Annotated in this window: 20 protein-coding genes and 1 tRNA gene; 7 read left to right on the top strand and 14 right to left on the bottom strand. The window is 66.5% G+C overall.

Annotation, left to right across the window (positions count from 1 at the left end; translation table 11 throughout):
* The first annotated feature begins 110 nt into the window (after window positions 1–110).
* Window positions 111–716 (top strand): pyridoxamine 5'-phosphate oxidase family protein, encoded by a 606-nt coding sequence (locus tag NDB2M1_RS20555; RefSeq protein ID WP_072384591.1) that lies wholly within the window; start codon window positions 111–113, stop codon window positions 714–716.
* Window positions 717–1,009: 293 nt separating this feature from the next.
* Complete coding sequence (locus NDB2M1_RS20550) at window positions 1,010–1,294, top strand: hypothetical protein (RefSeq protein ID WP_072384590.1); 285 nt, start codon at window positions 1,010–1,012, stop codon at window positions 1,292–1,294.
* On the opposite strand, the gene NDB2M1_RS20545 is transcribed toward NDB2M1_RS20550, so the two are convergent.
* From NDB2M1_RS20545 to NDB2M1_RS20525, 5 genes are all read right to left on the bottom strand, one after another.
* Window positions 1,291–3,564 carry a molybdopterin-dependent oxidoreductase gene (locus NDB2M1_RS20545; RefSeq protein WP_072384589.1) on the bottom strand — a complete coding sequence of 758 codons (2,274 nt, stop codon included), beginning with the start codon at window positions 3,562–3,564 and terminating at the stop codon, window positions 1,291–1,293. The two genes, NDB2M1_RS20550 and NDB2M1_RS20545, sit on opposite strands and share 4 nt — an antisense overlap.
* Window positions 3,561–4,154, bottom strand: coding sequence for a TetR/AcrR family transcriptional regulator (locus NDB2M1_RS20540; RefSeq protein WP_054121464.1), 594 nt, complete (start codon window positions 4,152–4,154; stop codon window positions 3,561–3,563). Before NDB2M1_RS20540 ends, NDB2M1_RS20545 begins: the two co-directional genes overlap by 4 nt.
* A 109-nt stretch (window positions 4,155–4,263) precedes the next feature.
* Window positions 4,264–4,605 carry a DUF779 domain-containing protein gene (locus NDB2M1_RS20535; RefSeq protein ID WP_072384588.1) on the bottom strand — a complete coding sequence of 114 codons (342 nt, stop codon included), beginning with the start codon at window positions 4,603–4,605 and terminating at the stop codon, window positions 4,264–4,266.
* A 4-nt stretch (window positions 4,606–4,609) separates the two neighbouring features.
* Window positions 4,610–6,115, bottom strand: a complete 1,506-nt coding sequence (gene adh, locus NDB2M1_RS20530) for an aldehyde dehydrogenase (protein WP_072384587.1) — start codon at window positions 6,113–6,115, stop codon at window positions 4,610–4,612.
* A 367-nt stretch (window positions 6,116–6,482) separates the two neighbouring features.
* Window positions 6,483–6,557: transfer RNA gene (locus NDB2M1_RS20525), tRNA-Gly, on the bottom strand.
* Between the two features lie 192 nt (window positions 6,558–6,749).
* Between NDB2M1_RS20525 and NDB2M1_RS20520 the strand changes: the two genes are divergently transcribed.
* Both NDB2M1_RS20520 and NDB2M1_RS20515 read left to right on the top strand, forming a co-directional pair.
* Window positions 6,750–7,658, top strand: coding sequence for a tetratricopeptide repeat protein (locus NDB2M1_RS20520; protein ID WP_072384586.1), 909 nt, complete (start codon window positions 6,750–6,752; stop codon window positions 7,656–7,658).
* A gap of 4 nt (window positions 7,659–7,662) precedes the next feature.
* Window positions 7,663–8,289, top strand: coding sequence for an LON peptidase substrate-binding domain-containing protein (locus NDB2M1_RS20515; RefSeq protein WP_171955462.1), 627 nt, complete (start codon window positions 7,663–7,665; stop codon window positions 8,287–8,289).
* 1 nt (window position 8,290) lies between these two features.
* Here NDB2M1_RS20515 and NDB2M1_RS20510 read toward each other — a convergent pair whose 3' ends face one another.
* The 7 genes from NDB2M1_RS20510 to NDB2M1_RS20480 form a co-directional block, all read right to left on the bottom strand.
* Complete coding sequence (locus NDB2M1_RS20510; protein ID WP_072384585.1) at window positions 8,291–8,911, bottom strand: MarC family protein; 621 nt, start codon at window positions 8,909–8,911, stop codon at window positions 8,291–8,293.
* 4 nt (window positions 8,912–8,915) lie between these two features.
* Entirely contained in the window at window positions 8,916–9,668 is a 753-nt protein-coding gene (locus NDB2M1_RS20505) for a hypothetical protein (RefSeq protein WP_072384584.1), read from the bottom strand.
* A 46-nt stretch (window positions 9,669–9,714) separates the two neighbouring features.
* On the bottom strand, window positions 9,715–10,608 hold the full coding sequence (folD, locus tag NDB2M1_RS20500; RefSeq protein ID WP_072384583.1) for a bifunctional methylenetetrahydrofolate dehydrogenase/methenyltetrahydrofolate cyclohydrolase FolD: 894 nt from the start codon (window positions 10,606–10,608) through the stop codon (window positions 9,715–9,717).
* Window positions 10,609–10,632: 24 nt separating this feature from the next.
* A complete protein-coding gene (locus tag NDB2M1_RS20495) occupies window positions 10,633–10,932 on the bottom strand; it encodes a YggT family protein (protein WP_054121471.1) in 300 nt (99 codons plus the stop codon).
* A gap of 153 nt (window positions 10,933–11,085) precedes the next feature.
* On the bottom strand, window positions 11,086–11,559 hold the full coding sequence (locus NDB2M1_RS20490) for a hypothetical protein (RefSeq protein ID WP_072384582.1): 474 nt from the start codon (window positions 11,557–11,559) through the stop codon (window positions 11,086–11,088).
* A gap of 37 nt (window positions 11,560–11,596) precedes the next feature.
* Complete coding sequence (argB, locus tag NDB2M1_RS20485) at window positions 11,597–12,535, bottom strand: acetylglutamate kinase (protein WP_072384581.1); 939 nt, start codon at window positions 12,533–12,535, stop codon at window positions 11,597–11,599.
* A 44-nt stretch (window positions 12,536–12,579) separates the two neighbouring features.
* A complete protein-coding gene (locus tag NDB2M1_RS20480; protein ID WP_072384580.1) occupies window positions 12,580–13,275 on the bottom strand; it encodes a queuosine precursor transporter in 696 nt (231 codons plus the stop codon).
* A gap of 87 nt (window positions 13,276–13,362) precedes the next feature.
* On the opposite strand from NDB2M1_RS20480, the gene NDB2M1_RS20475 reads away from it, so the two are divergent.
* A complete protein-coding gene (locus NDB2M1_RS20475) occupies window positions 13,363–14,613 on the top strand; it encodes a NupC/NupG family nucleoside CNT transporter (protein ID WP_072384579.1) in 1,251 nt (416 codons plus the stop codon).
* Entirely contained in the window at window positions 14,610–15,254 is a 645-nt protein-coding gene (locus NDB2M1_RS20470) for an immunity protein Imm33 domain-containing protein (RefSeq protein ID WP_072384578.1), read from the top strand. The genes NDB2M1_RS20475 and NDB2M1_RS20470 overlap by 4 nt, the downstream gene beginning before the upstream one ends.
* Here NDB2M1_RS20470 and NDB2M1_RS20465 read toward each other — a convergent pair.
* Complete coding sequence (locus tag NDB2M1_RS20465) at window positions 15,236–16,231, bottom strand: hypothetical protein (RefSeq protein WP_072384577.1); 996 nt, start codon at window positions 16,229–16,231, stop codon at window positions 15,236–15,238. The two genes, NDB2M1_RS20470 and NDB2M1_RS20465, sit on opposite strands and share 19 nt — an antisense overlap.
* A 112-nt stretch (window positions 16,232–16,343) precedes the next feature.
* A complete protein-coding gene (gene mutS / locus NDB2M1_RS20460; RefSeq protein WP_072384576.1) occupies window positions 16,344–18,914 on the bottom strand; it encodes a DNA mismatch repair protein MutS in 2,571 nt (856 codons plus the stop codon).
* 221 nt (window positions 18,915–19,135) lie between these two features.
* Here mutS and NDB2M1_RS20455 point away from each other — a divergent pair, with 221 nt between their 5' ends.
* Window positions 19,136–20,773, top strand: coding sequence for a hypothetical protein (locus NDB2M1_RS20455; RefSeq protein ID WP_072384575.1), 1,638 nt, complete (start codon window positions 19,136–19,138; stop codon window positions 20,771–20,773).
* The last annotated feature ends 65 nt before the right edge of the window (window positions 20,774–20,838 follow it).

Below are 20,838 nucleotides of genomic sequence, written 5' to 3'. Positions count from 1 at the left end.
GACAGACTGCCCCATCCGTTTGGCGCAAGGGTGCCTTGCGCGCCGGGTGGCTGGTCGTCCGGCGCGGGAGGGCTACAACGGGACCAACCACGCAGGAAGGGTTTCCGCCGATGTCCGAAGCTCCAGACCCCACCGATCACGCCTTCTCGCCCTCGGTCAAGGCCGCGCAGATCCGCAAGGGTTCGCGCCACCACTACGCCGGGATGATCATGGCCGATCGCGTCGATGCGCGCCTCGCCGCGTTCATCGCCGATGTGCGCAGCTTCTACCTTGGCAGTGCCAGCGCCGATGGCCAGCCCTATATCCAGCATCGTGGCGGGCCCAAGGGCTTCCTCAAGGTGCTCGATGACAAGCGCCTCGCCTTCGCCGATTTCCGCGGCAACCGGCAATACATCACCACCGGCAATGCGGCAGAGAACCGCAAGGCGTTCATCTTCCTGATGGACTACGCCAATCGCCGCCGCATCAAGATCTGGGGCGAGCTTGACGTGATCGAAGGCGATACCGAGCTCAACGCGGCGCTCGCCGCCTCCGATTATCGCGGTGTTCCCGAACAGGCGATGGTCTTCACGATCACTGCGTGGGACATCAATTGCCCGCAGCACATCCCGCAATTGCTGCCCGCAGAAGATGTCGCCGCAGCCCTTGCCGAGCGTGATGCGCGGATCGCCGCGCTTGAAGCACAGCTCGCCGCCCATTCAAAAAATGAAACATAGCGTTGCAGTTTATCCCCCTACCAAAGCTAGGTTTGAGTACCTACATAGGTTGGGCAGTCGCCGGTTCCCCCCTCCCTTCCCGGCGGCCCCTAGCGCTCTGGCGGCACATCCCTGGCCGCGCAGAGCCCCAGCACCCGGGCGGGAGCCATCCCCCCCGCAATCCCGTCCGGGTGCCACCCTTTTTGCTTTCAGACTGCTCGGTAACGAAACGCGCTTCGGCTACGAACACACCTTGGAGCACGCTGTGTTCCACCCCCAGCCCGATCGTGCCGGGCTATCGAAGGCCTGATGCCATGAACAACTTGCCCCGTCCCGCGCGCGCCAAAGCTGTCGCCCAGCCGCTCACCCTGCATGTCTGCTTCCAGAGCCTGCAGTCGCGGCCCGAACGGTTCCAGGCGTTTCTGCGCACGTGGTTTGCAGGCTGGGCCATCCTCCTCAGCTGGAGCGTCTACGCCTTCCTCGTCGCGCCGAGCGGCATTGCCTTCTCCGCGCAGGCCGCGTTCTTCGCTGTGCTGTTCCCGTGGATCCTGCTGCCCTTCGCAGCTGCGCTCGGTCGCAAGCGCTGCAACAAGCGCTAAGCAACCTTCTCCAGCCGCGCAGGCACGTATTTGTGCCAGGGCGTCCCCACCACCGGATCGCGCCAGCGGTAGTCGGTCAGTTCGTTGAGCGCAGCGCCCTGTCGCCGCACCGATCCATCCGCCTGCCGCACGTCCAGCCCCAGCCCGTTGGGCAGCGAGACATGGCCCGGTCGGCAGCCCTCGTGGATCTCCACCGCCGCCCGCGCACGCCCGCGCCGCGTCACCACGTCGACCGCATCGCCTTCGCCAAGCCCGAATTGCGCGGCATCGCCCGGATGGATGCGCAGCGTGCTGTTGAGCGTACCCTTGCGCAGCCAGGTGGCGTCGCGGATGCTGGTATTGCTCGTCTCGGTGCGCCGCTCTCCTGCGGAAAGGATCAGCGGATAGTCGGGATCGACTGGCGGGCCCGCCGGATCGAGCGCCATCAGCAGCTCGAGCATTTCCGGGATATGCAGATTGATGCGCTGCCCCGGCTGGCGCACCAGGTCCCACCCGCCATGCTCGATGCGCGAGAACACCGTGCCTGAGGGCGAATTGAGGATAGCCTCGAACAGCCGGTTGCCCGCCAGCGGCCCGGCAAAGCCTGCCGCCGCCGCCTGCTCCGGGAAGTTGCGCACGAAGATCTGCGCCACGCCCCACAAGGCCGCCGCATTGGTCATGCCCTCGGGCAAGGCATCGGCCAGCGCGCGGTAAAGCAGCACCGGCGCTACTGCCATGATCGCCGGCTGTGCTGCAGCCATCTGCGCAAAGGCCATGGCAAACCCGTCAAGGTTCCCTGCCGCCGCCTTCAAGGGCTCCACCATCTCGGCGCTCAGCACGCCCAGCGCCTCGCACAGCCGGGTGTGGATGGCGCCTTCCTCCAGCGTCCCTTCACGCGGGGCAAACAGCGGGTGGCGCAACTGGAAGGCGTTCTCGGCAGGCTCGAAGTTGAAGAAGCTCGCCTCGGCCTTCTCGAACTGGCTGCATGCCGGCAGCACATAATCGGCCTCGCTCGCCGTCTCGGTCATCGCCACGTCGATCACCACACTGAACTCCAGGGCGCGCAGCGCCTCGCGCATCCGCGCCGTATCGGCCAACGAATGCACCGGGTTCGCGCTTTCGATGAACATCGCGCGGAAGCGGTGCGGATGGTCGGTGAGGATTTCCTCGCTGATCGCGTTGCAGGGAATGAGGCCCATGATCACCGGAAACCCGGTGACGGGCGAACGCTTCCAGTTGCGCTCCCCGCTCGGCCGCGCCGCGCTGCCAGCGCTCGCGCTGCCGCCTCCGCCCAGCGGACGGAACGGTACAAAGGCATAGCTCGTCCCCTTGCGGCCAAAGCTGCCGGTCAGGCCGATGATCAGGCGGTGGAGATAGGAGCCGAGCGTCGAATGAACGCCCATCTGCATGCCGAGGTCCTCCATCGAGGCCATCGAGGAGGCCGCCGCCATGCGCCGCGCCGCCGCGCGCAGCAGGTCTTCGTCCACCTGGCAAACCTGCGCGAACTGGCTCACCGGCACGCGCTTCAGCACTTCAAGGACCGGCTCGGCATTGCTGACGTGCGCGTCCATCCACGCCGTGTTGGCGATCCCTTCCTGCACCAGCACCGCCGCCAGCGCACCAAGGCACCAGGCATCTGTGCCGGGCCGGATGGCCAGGTGATAGTCCGCCATTGCCGCCGTCTCGCTGCGGCGCGGATCGATCACGATCATCGACCGGGCCGGATCGGCGGCAATTTCGCGCAGCACCACGCGGGCACGCGGGAAGCCGTTCGATTGCCAAGGGTTCTTGCCGATCAGCAGCGCCACTTCGGCATGCTCGAAATCGTGGTGCATGCCGCAACCGAACATGCGCGCCTGTACCCAGGCCTCGCCGGTCTTCTCCTGCGCCAACGCGTTCGAACGATAGCGTACGCCGAGCGCCGCCAAGGTCGCTTGCGCATAGACGCCGGGCAAGTGGTTCCCCTGTCCGCCGCCGCCATAGTAGAGAATGCTCTCGCCGCCATGGGCATCGCGCACCGCCGCCAGCCGCACGGCGACTTCGCTGATGGCAGTATCCCAATCGACCGCCTCATAGGTGCCGTCCGCCCGCCGCCGCATCGGGGAGGAGAGCCGGTCGCGCCCCTGCTGGTAGGCTTCCATTCGCTGCGCTTTCTCGCAGACATAGCCCTTGGTCACCGGGTGCGCCTTGTCAGGCCGCACGCGCACGATGCGCTCACCCTCGGTCTGCACCTCGATCCCGCAATTCATCGAACAGATCATGCAGGCGGTCGGCTGCCACGTCTCGGTCATGCCTCGTCTCCCCGGCGTTCTTCGTAAGCATTGGCCAGCACGGCGCTGGCATCGCGGCACGCCATCAGCACGGCGTCCGACAGCGTCTTGTCCGGAATGGCCCGCGCCAGCGCGAGCCCGCCCATCATCAGCGCGAGCAGCGCGATATCCTCGCCCGGCGGCGTCGGCCCCAGCGCCTCCTGCCGATCCACCAGCGCGCCCGCGACGGCCCCCGCATAGGCCTCGCGAAAGGCCTCTCCGCCGCGCGGCACTTCGCTTACCAGCGCGGCCAGCGGGCAGCCGGTTTCAGGATGATCGCGGTGCGAGCGCGAGAGATAGCGTGCCGCCATCTGCGCCCGCCGCCCGGCGCGCGGCAGGTCCGCCGGGACTTTGCCGGCCAGCCCGCCCAGGCTCTCCATCGCCCGCTCCAGCGCCGCGATATCGAGCGCTTCCTTGCTCTCGAAATGCACATAGAAGCCGCCATGCGTAAGCCCGGCATCGCGCATGAGGCGGTGGACGGCATTGCCGCCCATCCCCTCGCGCCGCAGCCGCTCCGCCGCCAGATCGAGGATCTTCTCGCGCGTCGCCGCCTTCTGCTCGGCACGGTTCATTCGGCCTCTCCTTCGGGGCCGAAATTTTCACATGACAGATATCATGTCAACCGCGCAAAAAAGAGGCGGCCCCTTGGATGGCCGCCGCATTTTCCGCCAGACCGATGGTTCAGACCGCGCAGGCTCCCGAGCGGATCAGGAAGCGCCGCTCGCGGCCGTTATCAAGGCTGAACATGCCCCCGCGTCCCGGCACGGCGTCGAGTAGCAGGTCCAACCCGTCGCCCGAACCGGCCCAGGCCTCGGCCTGCAGCGCGCCGATGTAGAACGGCGCATCGCCCACGATCCCCAGCAGCACATCTCCCGCGCCGACGCGAAACTCGCCCGCCGGGTAGCACATCGGCGAAGAGCCGTCGCAGCACCCGCCCGACTGGTGGAACAGCACCGGCCCATGCTCGGCGACGATCTCGCCGAGCAGGGCCAGCGCTTCGGGCGTGGCGGAAACCCCGGTCACGGCCTCAGAAGAAGCCCAGCGCCTTGGGGCTGTAGCTCACCAGCAGGTTCTTGGTCTGCTGGTAGTGGTCCAGCATCAACTTGTGGTTCTCACGCCCGATGCCCGATTGCTTGTAGCCGCCGAACGCCGCGTGCGCGGGATAGGCGTGGTAGCAATTGGTCCACACGCGCCCGGCCTGCACCGCGCGGCCGGTGCGATAGGCCTGCGTGCCATTGCGCGTCCACACGCCCGCGCCAAGGCCATAGAGCGTGTCGTTGGCGATGGCGTGTGCATCCTCGGCGTCCTTGAAGGTCGTCACCGCCACCACGGGGCCGAAGATTTCCTCCTGGAACACGCGCATCTTGTTGTGGCCTTCAAGGATGGTCGGTTTGATGTAATAGCCGCCCGCCATGTCGCCCGGCATCATGTTCCGCTCGCCACCCGTCAGCACCCTGGCGCCTTCGCCCCGCGCGATCTCGAAGTAGGAGAGGATCTTCTCCAGCTGCTCCGACGAAGCCTGCGCCCCGATCATCGTCGCAGCATCGAGCGGGCTGCCCTGCACGATCTTTTCGACGCGGGCGACGGCGCGCTCCATGAACTTGTCGTAGATCGATTCCTGGATCAGTGCGCGGCTGGGGCAGGTGCAAACCTCGCCCTGATTGAGCGCGAACATCGCAAAGCCTTCGAGCGCCTTGTCGAAGAAGTCGTCATCGGCATCCATCACGTCGGCAAAGAAGATGTTGGGCGATTTGCCGCCCAGCTCCAGCGTCACCGGGATCAGGTTCTCGCTGGCATACTGCATGATGAGGCGGCCCGTCGTCGTCTCGCCGGTGAAGGCGATCTTGGCGATGCGGCGGCTCTGCGCGAGCGGCTTGCCCGCCTCCAGCCCGAAGCCGTTGACGACGTTGAGCACGCCCGGCGGCAGCAGATCGCCGATGATCTCAAGCAGCACGTGGATCGAAGCCGGGGTCTGCTCGGCAGGCTTGAGCACCACGCAGTTGCCCGCCGCGAGCGCCGGGGCGAGCTTCCACACCGCCATCAGCAGCGGGAAGTTCCACGGGATGATCTGCCCGACGACGCCGAGCGGTTCGTGGAAGTGGTAGGCGATCGTGTCGTGGTCGATCTCGGAAATGCCGCCTTCCTGCGCGCGGATGCAGCCCGCGAAATAGCGGAAGTGGTCGATGGCCAGCGGCATGTCCGCCGCCATGGTCTCGCGGATCGGCTTGCCGTTGTCCCATGTCTCCGCCGTCGCCAGCAGGGCGAGGTTCGCTTCCATGCGGTCGGCGATCCGGTTGAGGATCAGTGCGCGCTCGGCCGGGCTGGTCCGCCCCCACGCGTCCTTGGCGGCATGCGCCGCATCGAGCGCGGCTTCCACATCTGCGGCGGAAGAGCGCGCCAGCGAAGTGATCACCTTGCCGGTGATCGGCGAGGGATTGTCGAACCGCCGCCCGTCCGCGGCATCGACCCAGCGGCCCCCGATGAAGTTGCCGTAATAGTCCTTGTAGGGGTGCGCAGGCAGCGTGCCGGTCATGCTCGTTCCTCTCGTTGGTCCCGCCGGGTCTGGCGCCCGGGCGTGGAATGCGGGTTGGCCGCAAGGGCCTGTCCACCGGCGAAACCTATCGCTGGCAGGCGCGAAAACAAGGGTTTCGATGCAGGCTGCCGCCAGACCGGCGCACAATCCCCTGTCCTACAATGCGCGCCCTGCGGTAAACCGGCGCGATGCTCCTTGATGCCCGTCAAATCGCGAAAAAGCGCCGCCGCGGAAGCCCTCGCGGGCCCCTCCCGAGTTTTCGCTCAGGACTGTGTCAACCGTGTCAACCTGACTCGGATTGGAGACACGAATCACAAACGCCAGCCCCTCGGGCCGACGCACACGTTCGAGATGTGGAGGAGGAAACTGGAGCGGGCGAAGGGATTCGAACCCTCGACCCCAACCTTGGCAAGGTTGTGCTCTACCCCTGAGCTACGCCCGCTCGTGCGTTTCGGATCGGCTGCCGGAAGGCCCCCGACCGGGGTGAAGCGCGCCCTTAGCTTCCCTCCGTTGCCTGCGCAACAGCAAAAATGCGTCTCGGTGGCATCCCGGCCCTGCTTGCCCGCAAATGCCCTTGCCGAATGCCCCTCGCTTCCCACATGGGGGATAGACCATTCAGTGCGGAGACCATCCAGTGGCAAGCCTCGGCCTCAATCTCGAAGAACAGAAAGCGGTGGACCGCTTCCGCAAGGCCGTGGTCGAACCTTCGATGACCAAGCTCGTCGTGCTCGATTTCTGGGCGGAATGGTGCGGGCCCTGCAAGGCGCTCACCCCGGTGCTCGAAAAGGTCTGCGGCGAATATGCCGACAAGGGCGTCGTCCTCGCCAAGATCAACGTCGATGAGGAACAGTTCATCGCCGCGCAGTTCCAGGTGCGCTCGATCCCCACAGTCTACGCCATGTTCCAGGGCCAGCCGGTGGCGGACCTCACGCCCGCGCGCAGCGAATCGCAGCTGCGCCAGATGCTCGACCAGATGCTCGCGCGCCTGCCCATCCGCGGCGGGGAGGAACCCGCGCAGGATATCGCTCCGCTCCTTGCCATGGGTGAGGAAGTGCTTTCAGGCGGTGACGGGGAGCGTGCCGTCGGCATCTTTTCGCAGATCGCCGAAATCGCGCCCGACAACGCCGCCGCCCACTCCGGCCTGATTCGCGCGCTGCTGCTGGCAGGCGACAAGGCTGCGGCCGAGGACGTCCTCGCCTCGCTCGATCCCAAGCTGGCGGAAGACCAGGCGCTGGCACAGGCCCGCTCGGCCCTCGCGCTCGCTGCCGATGCGCCGGAGCCCAGCGAACTCGATGGCCTGCGCGCCGCCGTCGCCGCCAATCCGGGCGACATGGACGCGGAACTCGCGCTCGCCAACGGCCTCTACGCCGCCGGTGATCGCGACGGGGCCGCCACTCTTCTACTTGGCATGGTCGCCCGCGACCGTGCGTGGAACGAAGGCGCCGCCCGCACGCGACTGCTCCAGATCTTCGAAGCCATCGGTCTCGAGGATCCGTGGGTCGCCGCCACCCGGCGCAAGCTCTCCACCGTGCTGTTCGGCTAGGCGCATGGGTCAGGACACCAAGACCTTGCGCCTGTCGATCTTCCCGCTGACCGGCGCGCTGCTGTTCCCCGGGTTGCAATTGCCGCTGCACATCTTCGAGCCGCGCTACCGGGCGATGATTTCCGATTCGCTGGTGCGCGATCGGCGCATTGCGATGATCCAGCCGCAGGGCCAGTACGAAGGCGCGCCGCTGTTCCAGATCGGCTGCGTCGGCAAGATCGGCGAAGTCGAAGCGATGGAGGACGGGCGCTACAACGTGATCCTCGAAGGTATTTCCCGCTTCCGGCTGCTGCGCGAACTCGATGTCACGACGCCGTTCCGCCAGGTCGAGGGTGAGCTGATCGAAGACGACGCGGGCGCCAGCCTCAGCGCTGTCGAGCGCGCCTCGTTCGAGCGCGAGGCGCGCCGCTTTGCCGAAGCGCAGGGCTATTCGGTCGATTGGGATTCGGTCGGCCGGCTCGACGATGTCTCGCTGATCAACGGCGTCTCGCAGATCGCGCCGTTCGATGCCGCTGCCAAGCAGGCCCTGCTCGAAGCAGACAACCTGACCGCGCGCTGCGAGCTGCTGGTTCAGCTGATGCAGTTCTTCGGTCGGCGCGATTCCGACGATGGCCGGGTGACGCTGCAGTAACTCAGAACTGCGCTTTCAGCCCGTCGATCACGAACTGCGCCGCCAGCGCGGCCAGCAGCACGCCGAGCAACCGCGTGATCACCGCTTCCACCTGCGAACCCAGCGCGCGGATGATCGGCCGCGCGGCGACGAGGGCGATGAAGCTCAGCGTCATCACCGCGCCCAGCGCGCCGAGGATCACCAGCGTTTCCTGAAGGCCCTTTGCGCGCGCCGTGAGCAGCATGACCGAGGCGATCGAGCCCGGACCCGCCAGCATCGGCATGGCCATCGGGAAGACCGAGACGTCCTCCACATGCGGCTGCTGGCTGCGTACTTTCTCCGCGCGCTCCTCGCGCCGTTCGGTGCGCTTCTCGAACACCATGTCGATGGCGATCATGAACAGCATGATCCCGCCGGCAATGCGGAAGCTGTCGAGCTCGATGTGCAGCGCGCCAAGCAGGTCCTCGCCGAACAGGGCGAACACGATCAGGATGCCGCTGGCGATCAGGCATGCCCGCAAGGCCATGATGAAGGCCTGCCGGGGCGTGGCGTTGGCGGTGAGGCCAGCATAGATAGGTGCGCAGCCGGGCGGGTCGATCACCACGAACAGCGTCGTGAAGGCGGAGAGGAACAGCGCCAGCATCGTCCTATCCCCCGTTCTTCGCGACTTCGGTGCGCTTCAGCACCTCGTTCATCTTGCCGTCCTGCCACATCCACACCGTCCACTCGCGTGTCCCGCCGGGGAGCACCGTCGAGCGCCAGGCAATCGTGCCATCGATCGAGCGGCCATCCTTGCTGTCAGCGCCTGCGGGTGCGTTCAGCGCCGGGATCGGGCCGGGCAGCGGGCGCAGCGGTGGCGGGGTCCCCTTGGGCAGCTTGGGCGGGGGCGGCGGATCATCCGCCAGCGGATCGCGGCGCGGGCGCGGCACGCAGTCCGCCACCTTGCCGGTGATGAAGTCGGCGCCTGCCAGCGGTGCGGCAAGGTCCCCGCCCTGATCGAGCACCCACTTGTAGTCGCCCTTCTTCTTCTGGCGCTCCCAAACGGTGGTGAACCAGCCATATCCCGCTCCGGCCTGATAGCCGCCGAAGGTCACGCCCGCGCTGCCGTCGCAGCTCATCCACACCGAACTGGGCTGCCATTGCACCGCCTGTGGCGGATTGGCGCGGCCCTTGAGCCACGCCTTGGCGGGCGTCCGCTGCGGCACGAACATTTCCGCCTCGTCGGTCGCGGTCTCGGCAAAGGCCGTCCACTGCCCCTTCTCGCGCGCCAACCGCGCAAAGGCGCTTTCCGCCGCGATCAGCGCGCTGGGATTGCCGATGGGGGTTATCGCCGGACGGATGTCCTGCGCGGCCACAGGCAGGGCGCTAGCCAACAGGACGAGGGGGAACAGGCGCTTCATGCCGCCCTGCCTAGAGCAGGCGGGCGGCAATAGAAAGGCAGGCGCCTCAGATCGCGTCCGCCGCCAGTTCCAGCCCGGCATTGCGATAGGCTGCCACAAGCGCATTGCGCAGCAGCACGGCGATGGTCATCGGGCCGACTCCGCCGGGCACCGGTGTCACCGCAGCGGCAACTTCCATGGCGCCGGCATAATCCACGTCGCCCACAAGCCGCGTCTTGCCTTCCTCGGCCGCCGGCACGCGGTTGATGCCGACATCGATCACGGTTGCGCCCGGCTTGACCCAGTCCGCCTTGACCATTTCCGGACGGCCGACCGCCGCGACCACGATATCGGCGCGGCGCACGACGTCGGGCAGGTCCTTGGTGCGGCTGTGCGCGATGGTCACGGTGCAGCTTTCGGCCAGCAGCAGTTGCGCCATCGGCTTGCCGACGATGTTGGAGCGCCCGATCACGACGGCATCGAGGCCCGAAAGCGAGCCCAGCCGGTCTCTCAGCAGCATCAGACAGCCCAGCGGCGTGCAGGGTACGAAGCCAGGCTGGCCCACCGCGAGGCGGCCAGCGCTGATCACGTGGAAGCCGTCGACGTCCTTGTCGGGATTGATCGCGGAAATCACCTTCTGCTCGTCCATGTGCTTCGGCAGCGGCAACTGGACGAGAATGCCATCGACGGCGGGATCGACATTCAGCTGCTCGACCAGCGCAAGGAGATCGGCCTCCGGCGTCTCGGCCGGCAGCTTGTGCTCGAAGCTCGCCATGCCGGCTTCCACGGTCTGCTTGCCCTTGGAGCGGACGTAGACCTGGCTCGCCGGGTCCTCGCCCACCAGCACCACCGCAAGGCCTGCCTTGCGCCCGGCCTTGGCTTCGAACGCGGCGGCAAGTTCACCCACCTTGCCACGCAGGTTCGCGGCAAAGGCTTTTCCATCGATGATCGCGGCAGTCATTGGGGTACTCTCTTGAGGGGTGCTTCAGATCTGCAGCGCCAATTGACCGATGAAGCCCACCAGCTCGGCCAGCAGGCTGAGGCCAAAGATCACTACCATGGGTGAAAAGTCGATCCCGCCGGTATTGGGCATAACCCGCCGGATCGGATCGAGAATCGGGTCCAGAATTGCGCTGAGCGCAGTGTTGAGCGCGGAGACGAACTTGTTGCGCATACTGACGACATTGAATGCGACCAGCAGGAACAGGATGAATTGAACGATGACGACTGCTCGAACGATGCCAATGAGCAGGAGTATGGCATTGATCAGTTGGTAGAACAGCATCACGCATTCCCTATGTCAGCAAGGAGCCACGCTCCTAGCCGACCCTCTCCCCGCCCCACAAGGGCTCCCTCGCCGAACGGCCGACGGCGCTGGACAAACTTGTATGTGTTGCATACAAATTTGTCCAGCAGTTCTTCGGGAAAACAAGCAATCTCAGGGCACGAGTGAGGTGCTCTCGATGTGCCAGCGCAATTGCTCCGGAGTGGCGCCTTCGATGTCGTTGACCCGCCGCATCACGACTTCGCCGGTGATTACACGCTTGCCGTCGGTGATCGTCACCGGCGCGGTGTAGTAGGTCGAACCGGCCGCGCCCTTGCTCTGCCCCTTGCCGGGCGTCACCTTGGGATAGTGCAGGCCGGACCAGCGTGCTGCGAACTCGGTCTCGGAAAGAGCGCTGCGTGCCCCCTGATCGCCCCAGAACGCGCGCACGGTCGTCCAGTCGCGCGCCTCGATCGCATCGCCCCAGGCGCGCAGGACCATGTCCGGATCCCGCGAGCTTGGCGGACGGGCGGGCGCAGGTTGCGGCGGCACCGGCGAGACGGTCGCTTCCGGCGGAGACGCCGGTGCCTGATCGTGGCAGGCACCAAGGGCCAGCAGGTAGGCGGCGGACAGAATGCGGAGGTTCATCAGACCCAAACGCCTTGCCGAGCCGCCGGTTCCCGCGTCACGCGCGGATCAGCGTGCCCGCGCCGCGTGCGGTGAAGATCTCGATCAGCATGGCATGCGGCACGCGCCCATCGAGTACGACCGCCGCCTCACACCCGGCTTCGACCGCGTGGACGCAGGTCTCGAGCTTGGGGATCATGCCCCCGCTGATCGTGCCGTCCTCGGCAAGGCGGGTGATGTCTGCTGGCGTCAGGTCGGTCAGCAGGCGGCGCTCCTTGTCGAGCACGCCCGGCACGTCGGTCAGCAGGAACAGCCGCGCCGCGCCGAGCGCCGCTGCGATGGCGCCTGCCATGGTGTCGGCGTTTATATTGTAGGTCTCGCCGTCCTCGCCCACGCCGATCGGGGCGATCACCGGGATCATGTTGGCAGCGGTGATGGTGTCGATCACCGTTGTGTCGATCCGCGCCGGCTCGCCGACGAAGCCGAGGTCGACGACGATCTGCTCGCCGCTGTCCTTGTCGTTGATCGCCTTGGGTGCCTTCTTGGCTTCCACCTTGCGGGCGATGACCATGCCGCCATCCTTGCCGGAAATGCCGATGGCCTTGCCGCCCGCGCGGGCGATCCAGCTGACGAGTTCCTTGTTGATCGCGCCCGCCAGGACCATCTCGGCGACTTCGGCGGTCTGCTTGTCGGTGACGCGCAGGCCATCGACGAACTGCGATTCGATGCCGAGTGCCTTGAGCATCCGCCCGATCTGCGGGCCGCCCCCATGGACGACGACCGGATTGATGCCGATCGCCTTCAGCAGCACGATGTCCTCGGCAAAGTCCTGCGCAAGGTCAGGATCGCCCATCGCGTGGCCGCCATACTTCACCACAAACGTCTTGCCCGCGTATCGCTGCAGATATGGCAGCGCCTCGGTCAGCGTTTCGGCCTTGGCGAGCATCGCCTTGTGGTGGGCGGCGTCGTCTGCGGTGGGTTCGTGCGTGGTAGCCATGACGGCCTGCGCTTTGGACCAAGCGGCGCGGCGGCGCAATATTTCTAGCGCTGGCCGTCCAGCTTGCGGCCCAGCTGCACGAAGACCCAGATCAGCGGCGGCACTATGATCGTGGACAGCAGCAGCTTGGAAGCGATCTGCCCGGCCATGATTTCCCCGATCGGCAGCGGCACGCCGGCGGCGTCCTTCACCCCGGCGAACGAGATGGTGATGAAGATCAGCGTGTCGACCATCTGGCTCAGCAGGCTGGCGATCCAGGCGCGCAGCATAAGCAGTCGGCCGCGTCCGCCCGCAAGGCGCGAGAACACATAGACATTGAGCGTCTGCGAGGTGCCGTAGGAAATGAGCCCCGCAAACTGCATCCGCGCGCCCTGGCCGAGCAGGCGGGCATAGGCATCCTGATCGCCCCAGAACGGCGCAGGCGGCACCACGTTGATCACAAAGGTCAGGAGCAGCATCGAACAGATCAGCGGCACGAAACCGAAGCGCACCAGCCGATTGGCGACATCCTGCCCGAACAGTTCCGCCACCGCGCTCGCCATCACGACCAGCAGCAGGAAGGCAAAGATGCCGCTCTCGACCGCTAGATCGCCAACGAGCGGCCAATGTCCAAGCGCGGCGATCTTGGTGCCGAGCACGCCGGCCAGGACCACAAGCCCGCCATAGAGCAGCGAAAAGGCGAACAACGAGGTGGGAATGCCCGAATTGGGAGCGGTTGCGGCGTGCGGCTTGTCTTGCATCCACAACGGTTAGCGGGATTTTGACCCTGCGCCAAATCCCGTTTAAGCCATGCCGGACTTGGTCTTCAGGGGAGCGGCAGGCCCGCGATGCGCGTTTTGATGAGCCTCGCCGGCATGGCGCTGATTCTGCTGATTGCTGTCCTGCTTTCCTCCAACCGGCGGGCGATCAAGCTGCGGGTGGTGGGTCCCGCCTTTGCGCTGCAGGCGGGGTTTGCCGCGCTCGTGCTCTACTTTCCGCCAGGCAATGCCGCTTTGCAGGGCGCGGCGGCGGGGGTCGAGGGGCTGCTCGGATATGCCAAGGCGGGCGTCGCCTTCCTGTTTGGTCCGCTTGCCGATCCGGCCATCGGCGGCCGCAGCTTTGCCATCGCCGCGCTGCCGACCATCGTGTTCTTCGCGGCGCTGATCTCGATCCTCTACTACCTCGGCATCATGCAACTCGTGATCCGCTGGATCGGCGGCGGGCTCGAAGCGATCACCGGCATCAGCCGCGTCGAGGCGCTCTGTGCGGCGAGCAACATCTTCGTCGGCCAGAGCGAATCGCCGCTCGTCATTCGCCCCTATCTCGCCAGCCTCAACCCCTCGCAGATCTTCACCGTGATGAGCGTGGGCATGGCCGGCGTCGCGGGCACGATCCTCGCCGCTTATGCCGCGATGGGCATCCGGGTGGACTACCTCGTCGCCGCCGCGTTCATGTCGGCGCCGGGCGGGGTGCTGATGGCCAAGCTGATCATGCCCGACGTCCCCCCGATGCCCGAAGCGCCCGCCGATGCGGACCTGCCCAACCCCCACATCGCCGTCTCCGCGCCGGACGAGGAACGCCCCGCCAACCTGATCATGGCCGCCAGCCAGGGCGCGCAGACCGGTGTGCGGCTTGCGGTGGCGGTCGGCGCGATGGTGCTCGCTTTCGTGGCGCTGGTCGCCATGGCGAACGGCATGCTCAGCGCGATCGGCGCGCACATCGGCTATCCGGGCCTTTCGTTCGAGCAGATCCTCGGCGCGATCTTTGCCCCCGTATTCCTCCTCCTCGGCGCACCCAACTGGGCGGAGGCGGCGCACGCGGGAGGCCTGTTCGGTACCAAGATCGTGCTCAACGAGTTCGTCGCGTTTATCGATCTTGGTGCGGCGAAAGACCTTTCCGCCCACACGGTCGCCATTGTCACCTTCGCGCTGTGCGGCTTTGCCAACTTCAGCTCGATTGCGATCCAGATGGCCGTTTCCGGCAGCCTAGCTCCGAACCAGCGCCCGGTGATCGCCAAACTGGGGCTGAAGGCACTGGCGGCGGGTGCGCTCTCCAACTTGATGAGCGCGGCGCTGGCGGGGTTGTTTCTCAGCGTATGACGCAGCACTGTCCGTTCCATCTGCGCGATGGCGATGAAGCGGCAGCCGAATCGCCCTATACCTTCTTCATTCCCACCCGCGAGGCGCGCGTTGCGGTTGCTCCCGGCGATCTGGTCAAGCTCGGCTTCGAGTACGAATGGCAGACCGAAGCCTATGGCGGCGAGCGCATGTGGGTGAAGGTAACTGGCAAGACCGGGCTTCAGTTCACCGGCGCGCTGGACAACGAACCCTATGAGAAGGGCCTTGAGTGCGGCATGCCGGTTGCCTTCGGCATCGAACATATCATCGATATCGTCTGGGCGGATACCGCCTCGTGTCCGCCGCCTGCGGCGCATAAGGAATATTGGGAACGCTGCCTTGTCGATGCCTGCGTGGTGAATGACGGCGTGCCGGTCGAATACATCTACCGCGAGGAACCGGATATGGGCGAGGAGGGCGATGCCTGGCCGGACAGCGGCTGGCGCATTCGCGGGCGTTTCGACGATACACAGGCCGGGCCGATCGAAGACCGCAAGCTCAAATATCTTGCCCTTGGCGCGGTGCTCAACCGGGATGACAGCTTCGTGGAGTTGCTGCACGAGCCAATTGGATCGGCATTCCGGCGTGATTTCGCGACAGGCCGCTACGAACCCTGCGATTGAGGTTTCGCCGGGCCGAGACGCAGCCACGCTTCACGCGCCAGCACCGGGAGCCCCAGCAGCACGAAGGGCGCAGCCATAAAGCCCCAGTAGCCGTTGTCGGGCCGCCCGAATATTGTCAGCGCCGCTAGGAAACCCGCGCTGCCGATGGCGGCGGTGCGCTCCATCTCGCGGCCCCAGCGCAGCATCGCGGCAAGCGACGCTGCCACCAGCGCCAGCACCAGCGGACCGGGCAGGCCAGTGAGCACGAGATTGCGGCGCAGCGCGTCGATCACCAGCGGAAGGCCGCCGAAGCGTACCCAGCCGGGGGAGGTGAGGTCGCCGGGCTGGACCTGTGCGGCCACGAATTGCGCGTGCACCAGCCAGAGACCGGCGGCCAGCGCGATGGCTGCTGCTGCCATTCCGGCGCGTTTCCAGTCGCGCTGCCATAGGCCGTGGAGAACGATGGCTGCCACCCACGCCAATGATGTCTCGCGCACCAGCACCGCCAGCAACGCGAGCCCGATCATCAACCATGGCCGCCGATAGGCCGCCAGCGAGAGCATGATCAGCAGCACGCTCCACTGTTCGTGCAGATAGACGTTGTCCGGAAAGAATGCGCCGAACAGTCCTGCCACGGCCAAGGCCACCACACTGAGTGCTTCGACAGGCGGGCGGTCGGACAGGCTTTGTCGCAGCGCGATGAGCGCACCGAACAGGAGGGCGATCAAGGCTGCGGTGCGCGTTCCGGTGTTCGGAAACAGCGCAAGCCACCAGGTCATCGTCGGCGGACGCACGGCGAGCGCAGGCTGCACCGGGTAGGAGCGCTCGCGCTGCGCAGCCATTGTTGCGGGATAGAAGTTCTCGCCTGCCCGGACGCGCTCGACTACGGTGCGATAGAGTTCCTGATCGAGCTGGACGGGTTTAGCAGGGGCCCCTGCAGCGAGCGGCGCAGCAAGGCAGGCGAGCAAGGCCAGAAGCAGGGCGCGCCAGCTGGTCATGCGTCCCAAACTTCCCTTCCGTTCGTGTCGAGCGAAGTCGAGACACCAAACACAGCGCTTGGTGTCTCGACTTCGCTCGACACGAACGGATGTTGTGAGGATTGCATCAAGATTAGAGCTCGCGCTTCAGATCATAGAGGAGATCGAGCGCCGCGCGGGGGCTCAGCGAATCGATGTCGATCGAGGAGAGCTTCTCGCGCAGTGCATCGACTTTCTCCTCAGCCGCTTCGATCGCGGCCGCGAACAGCGGCAGGTCATCGAGCCCCGCCGCCAGCCCACCCGTCGCGGCGCGGCCCTTCTCCAGCCGGTCGAGCACCGACTTGGCGCGCTTGACCACCGGTGCGGGAACGCCCGCCAGCCGCGCCACGGCCAAGCCATAGCTCTTGTCCGCCGGCCCCTCCGCCAGTTCGTGCAGCAACACCAGATCGCCCTTCCATTCCCGCGCCCGCACATGGTGGAGCGAGAGTGCGTCGCAGGTCTCCGCCAGCCGTGCGAGCTCGTGGTAATGCGTGGCGAACAGGCAGCGCGAGCGATTCACTTCGTGTACGGCCTCGGCCACCGCCCAAGCGAGAGCGAGTCCATCGTAGGTCGAGGTGCCGCGCCCCACTTCGTCGAGGATGACGAAACTGCGCTCTCCCGCCTGCGCAAGGATGGCAGCGGTCTCGACCATCTCGACCATGAAGGTGGAGCGCCCACGCGCCAGATTGTCCGCTGCGCCGACGCGGCTGAACAGGCGGTCGACGATGCCGATCTCGGCGGCCTCGGCGGGCACGAACCCGCCCGCCTGCGCCAGGATCACGATCAGCGCATTTTGCCGCAGGAAGGTGGACTTGCCGCCCATGTTGGGGCCGCCGATCAGCCATAGCCGGTCGCGCGCGGTCAGCTGGCAGTCGTTGGCAACAAACCGCTCGCCGCGCGCCGCGAGCGCGGCCTCGACCACCGGATGCCGCCCGCCGTGAATGGTGAGCATAGTATCCTCGGAGAGGTGCGGCAGGCACCAGGCCCCTTCCGCCGCGCGCTCAGCCTGCCCGGCTGCCACGTCGATCCGGGCGAGCGCCGCCGCCGTTGTCGCAATCGCTTCGCGCGCCGCAATCGCGCGGGCGGTCAGGTCCTCGAAATGCGCTTCCTCCGCCGCGAGGGCGTGTCCGCCCGCTTCGGCGATACGGCTCGCTTCCTCGTGCAGCGCCAGCGCATTGAAGCGCACCGCGCCCGCCATGGTTTGGCGATGCGTGAACCCGCTGTCGGGCTGCATCAACCGATCGGCATGGCGCGCGGGGACTTCGATGAAGTATCCCAGTACCCCGTTATGCCGGATCTTTAGCGAGGGCGTTCCCGTCTCGTCGCGGTAGCGTGCCTCCAGCGCCGCAATCGCTCGGCGGGAATTGCCTGCCGCATCGCGCAAGGCGTCGAGTGCAGCATCATAGCCTGCTGCAATGAACCCGCCGTTGGTGCGCTCGGTCGGCGGCGCTGGGACAAGCGCGCGGCTGAACAGGTCGATCAGCGCGCCGTGACCGCCTAAAGCAGGAAGCAGCGCATTGGCCAGCGCCGGACGGTCGCTCCGCGCTGCAAGCAAGGCCTGCAGGCGCTGCGCTTCGCCAAGTCCATCGCGCAGCTGGCCAAGATCGCGCGGGCTTCCCCGCCCTGCCACGATGCGCCCCAGAGCACGGCCGACATCCGGCGCCGCTCGCAACACACTGCGCAGATCGCCGCGCAGCAGCGGATCATCGTGCAGCCAGCTCACCAGCTCCAGCCGCGCGCGAATCGCGGCGAGATCGGTGAGCGGTGCCGCCAGGTCCTCCGCCAGCAGCCGCGCGCCCGCGCTGGTGACGCAGCGGTCGATGGCCTCGATCAGGCTGCCCTTGCGCCCGCCACCGCTGGCCGAGAGGATTTCAAGGCTGGCCCGCGTCGCCTCGTCCATCGCCATGAAGGCGCGCGCCTCGCGCACCACCGGCGGCAGCAGCAGCGGCAGGCTGCCGCGCCCGACATGCTCGAGATAGTCGATCAGCCCCGCCGCCGCCGCCAGCATCGCCCGGCTGAACGTGCCGAACCCGTCGAGTGTCGCGACGCCATGCAGCGCCATCAACCGGTCCGCCCCGCGCTGCGAATCGAACGCGCGGGCAGGGCGCTCGGCTGCCTCGGGCAGATCGAAGCCGCATTCCTCGGCCATTACGAGCTCGGTTGCGCCAAGCCGGGCAAGCGCGGCGGGCAGCAGCTCGGGCGGGCATTCCTCAAGCTCCATCCGCCCGGTCGAGATATCGCAGGCGGCGATCCCCGCCACATCCCGCACCTTGCACACCGCCGCCAGCACATTGGCCCGGCGCGGTTCGAGCAGGGCGTCTTCGGTGAGCGTTCCTGCCGTTACGAAGCGGACGATGTCTCGCGCGACCAGTGCCTTGGAACCCGCACGTTTGCGCGCTTCCTCGGGCGTTTCGGTCTGCTCGGCAATGGCGACGCGGCATCCGGCGCGGATCAGGCGGGCAAGATAGCTCTCGGCCGAATGGACGGGCACGCCGCACATCGGGATCGGCGCGCCGCCATGTTCGCCCCGGCTGGTGAGCGCGATATCGAGCACGCTGGCGGCGATCTTGGCGTCCTCGAAAAACAGTTCGAAGAAATCGCCCATGCGGTAGAACAGCAGGCAGCCTTCAGCCTGTGCCTTCAGCGCCAGATATTGCGCCATCATCGGAGTTGGGGCATGGGAGTTCACAGCGGTTGTGGCTAGACGAGCGCCGCGGGTTTCTCAAACGATCGACACCGGATATCGACACTTCAAGTCGTAAATGGTCCGGGCATAGGCTGGGCGGATGCTGCGAAGGGTCTTGGGGGGCGGGTGCCTTCAGGGGTCTTGGAGATGGTCAGAGGGGCCATCCCGGCTGACGCCGATGCGAAAGTGAACTGGGGTTGATGCAAGTCCGCGAGAAGACCTTTGCGATGAGCCTGCGCGGCCTGTGGGAACGCACGCTCGCGCTGCCATGGCTCAGCCTGCCGGGCATCACCGTCATCGTGCTGCTGGTCTGCCTGCCCTTCGCGCTGGTCGAAGTGCCGCCGCTGATCGACGTGCCCGGCCACATGGGCGCTGCCGCGATCGAGGCCGCGCGCCCGGGCAATCCGCTGCTCAAGTACTTCTCGTGGAAGTGGGTCTTCACGCTCAATATCGGCGGCGACGTGCTGGCAAAGCTCATCGGCGCGCAGTTCGGCATCCTCGCGGCCGGATGGTGGAGCACGGTGCTGGCGACCGGCCTCTTCGCCGGCGGCTGCCTCGCCACGATCCGCGTGCTCAATCCCAAGGGTGGCCACGGCGCGCCATGGGCCTTGATGTTCGTGTTCAGCTTTCCGCTGTTGACGGGCTTCCTCAACTATATCCTCGCCACCGGCCTGTCTCTTATGGCCTTCGCTGCTGCCGTCTGGCTCGAAGACAAGCCCAAGCAGCGCGCGGCCTTGCTGGTTGTCGCACAGCCGGTCGCCATGCTCTGCCATGCCATCGGCGGCCTGCTGCTGGGCCTGCTGGTCGGCGCCAATGCCCTGGGGCGGGAGATCGACCGCCTGCCCGCCGGCTGGTGGCGCCCATCCGAATGGCGGCGCCTGCGCGATGAGCAGGACTGGCGCGCGATTGCCAAGCGGCTGTTCATCCTGTGCTGGCCGCTTGTGGCCACCGTGGTGACGATAATACTCTGGAAGTTCCTGTCGCCCGATCCTGCGCGCAGCATGAACCGCTGGCGGTGGGACCAGAAGGCCTGGTACTTCGTGCTCACGCTGCGCGATCAGTCGCTGCTGCTTGATGGCGCGACGACCATCGCCTGCTTCGCACTGATCCTGTTCGGCTGGTTGCTCGGCGCGCGGTGGAAGTGGCAGCTGGGCCTGCCGGGCTTGCTGGTGTTCCTGCTGTTCGTCGCCATCCCGAGCGACATCAACGGCAGCAACTTCGTCGATGTGCGCCTGCTGCCGGTCGCCTGCATGCTCCTCCTCGGCCTGCAGGACTGGAGCGCTGTCTCCATCGACCGCGCGCGCAAGATCGCGGTGATCGGCGCGCTGCTGCTCGGCACGCGCTTGGTGGTCACCGCCGCCAGCTTTGCCGACTATGCCGACGACTATCGCAAGCAGCTTTCCGCTCTTCATCACGTCGAGCCAGGCAGCCGTGTGCTCGCTTTCGTCGAGCATTCCTGCCTCGAAGAATCATGGCGCAACACGCGGCGTGATCATCTTGCCAGCCTTGCCAGCCTCTACCGGCAAGCCTGGGTGAACGACAATTGGGCTGTGCCGGGCCTTCACATGGTGATCCCGCGTTTCCGTCCAGGCCGCAATTTCACCGCTGACCCGTCCGAATTCGTGTGGTCGCGCGCCTGCCGGGGAGGCCGCCTGCGCAGTGTCGATACAGCACTCAAGTATGCGCCGATCGAGCGCGTCGATTACGTCTGGCTGATCGATACCGGCATGCCGCGCCATCCGGATTCGCGGCTCCAGCTCGTCTGGCAGGAAGGCCGCAGTCTGCTTTTCGCGGTCCGGCCCTTGGGTTTTCCGAACTGGCGCTCTAAGGACCTGTAACCAGTCCGTGCCCGCGGCGCGTACCCGCGGCAAGGGCTTTGCCATAAGGCTCCTGCGGGGCCACT

The sequence above is a fragment of the Novosphingobium sp. NDB2Meth1 genome (assembly GCF_900117425.1).
Taxonomy (GTDB): domain Bacteria; phylum Pseudomonadota; class Alphaproteobacteria; order Sphingomonadales; family Sphingomonadaceae; genus Novosphingobium.
This window is presented reverse-complemented; position numbering and strand designations above follow the sequence as displayed.